Here is a 1,459-nt window from a genome sequence, read left to right on the forward strand (position 1 = left end):
GCTTCGTCGTGTCCGGCCGCAGGACCCTAGACCTCGTACACCGCCCCCGGAACGGCCAGCTCGACCGGGCCCTCGTAGACCTCGCGAGCGTCGGCGAGGTTGCGTTCGGCGTCCGTCCACGGCGGGATGTGGGTGAGGACGAGCCGTCCCGCTCCGGCGGCCGCGGCGTACTCGCCTGCTTCGCGGCCGTTGAGGTGGAGGTCCGGGATGTCCTCCTTGCCGTCGACGAACGATGCTTCGCAGAGGAACAGGTCGGCGCCCTCCGCGAGTTCGGCGAGCGCATCGCAGGTGCCGGTGTCGCCGGAGTACGTGAGGGCGCGCCCGTCGTGCTCGACCCTGATGCCGAAGGTGTCGACGGGGTGGCGGAGCTTCTCCGTACGGACCGAGAAGGGGCCGATCTCGAACGATCCGGACTTCAGTGTGTGGAAGTCGAAGACTTCGCTCATCGCGTGGTCGGACGGGGTGTCGGCGTGGGCCGTGGTGAGCCGCTGCTCGGTGCCTTCCGGGCCGTACACGGGGATGGCGGCGGGGCGTCCGCCGTCGAAGCGGTAGTACCGGACGACGAAGTACGCGCACATGTCGATGCAGTGATCGGCATGGAGGTGGCTGAGGAAGATGGCGTCGAGGTCGTAGAGACCTACATGGCGCTGCAGCTCGCCCAGGGCGCCGTTGCCCATGTCGAGGAGCAGCCGGAAGCCGTCGGCCTCTACGAGGTAGCTCGAGCATGCCGAACCCGCTGACGGGAACGAGCCGGAGCAGCCGACGACGGTGAGCTTCATGGAGCGTGAACCTCCGAGGCGTGGGAACGGGGAGGGTTCGTGCGGTCCGTCGAGCGTAAGGCGCGAAACACCTGGTCGCTCCTCCACAGCCTGCCGTTGTGGGGGAACTCACCTGTGCTGTCACCGGTTCGATGGAAGGCCGGGTGTCGCGGGGCGCCGGTACGGTCGGGGCATGAACACGTGGTGGTGGGCGGCACTGGCCGTCGTTGTCCTGCTGGCGCTCGTGGCGACGGTTTCCGATGCGCGGGGCCGGGGCGGGCGTGGTCCGCGGCGTCCGGGCGGGCGGACCCGTCCGCCGGGGCGTGCTCCGGAGCGGAAGAAGGGGCGGCCGCACGGGGAGCCGCGGCCGGGGGAGATCTGGTGGGCGGACGTGCCGTACGAGGACGGGCCCGGGTCGAAGGACCGGCCGTGTCTTGTGCTGTCTGTGCGGGGCGGTACGGCGGTCGTCGCCAAGATCACCAGCAAGCATCACGAGGAGCGGCCGGGGGTGATCGCGCTGCCGCCGGGTTCGGTGGGGGACGCGCGGGGCCGGCAGAGCTTCCTGGAGACGGACGAGCTGCGGGATGTGGCGGTGTCGGGGTTCCGTCGGAAGGCGGGCGAGCTGGACGCGGGGGTGTGGGGGCGGGTGCGCGACCTGGGGTGAACGTGCGGGTGGCGCGGGGCGGGGTGTTCTCCCGCCC

2 protein-coding genes are annotated in these 1,459 nt (G+C 71.1%); one reads left to right on the plus strand and one right to left on the minus strand.

Annotated elements, in window-relative coordinates:
- Nucleotides 1–26 precede the first annotated feature (26 nt).
- The gene (locus tag ACFWFI_RS42665) at nucleotides 27–779 is read right to left on the minus strand and encodes an MBL fold metallo-hydrolase (protein WP_387401356.1); all 753 of its coding nucleotides are present in this window, start codon (nucleotides 777–779) and stop codon (nucleotides 27–29) included.
- A 172-nt stretch (nucleotides 780–951) separates the two neighbouring features.
- On the opposite strand from ACFWFI_RS42665, the gene ACFWFI_RS42670 reads away from it, so the two are divergent.
- The gene (locus ACFWFI_RS42670; RefSeq protein ID WP_387401358.1) at nucleotides 952–1,422 is read left to right on the plus strand and encodes a type II toxin-antitoxin system PemK/MazF family toxin; all 471 of its coding nucleotides are present in this window, start codon (nucleotides 952–954) and stop codon (nucleotides 1,420–1,422) included.
- The last annotated feature ends 37 nt before the right edge of the window (nucleotides 1,423–1,459 follow it).

Source organism: Streptomyces sp. NPDC060209 (genome assembly GCF_042728155.1).
GTDB lineage: Bacteria > Actinomycetota > Actinomycetes > Streptomycetales > Streptomycetaceae > Streptomyces.

Excerpts from the sequence above, each read along its gene's own strand:
- ACFWFI_RS42665 (WP_387401356.1), bottom strand. The coding sequence starts at position 779 with ATGAAGCTCACCGTCGTCGGCTGCTCCGGCTCGTTCCCGTCAGCGGGT.
- ACFWFI_RS42670 (WP_387401358.1), top strand. The coding sequence starts at position 952 with ATGAACACGTGGTGGTGGGCGGCACTGGCCGTCGTTGTCCTGCTGGCG.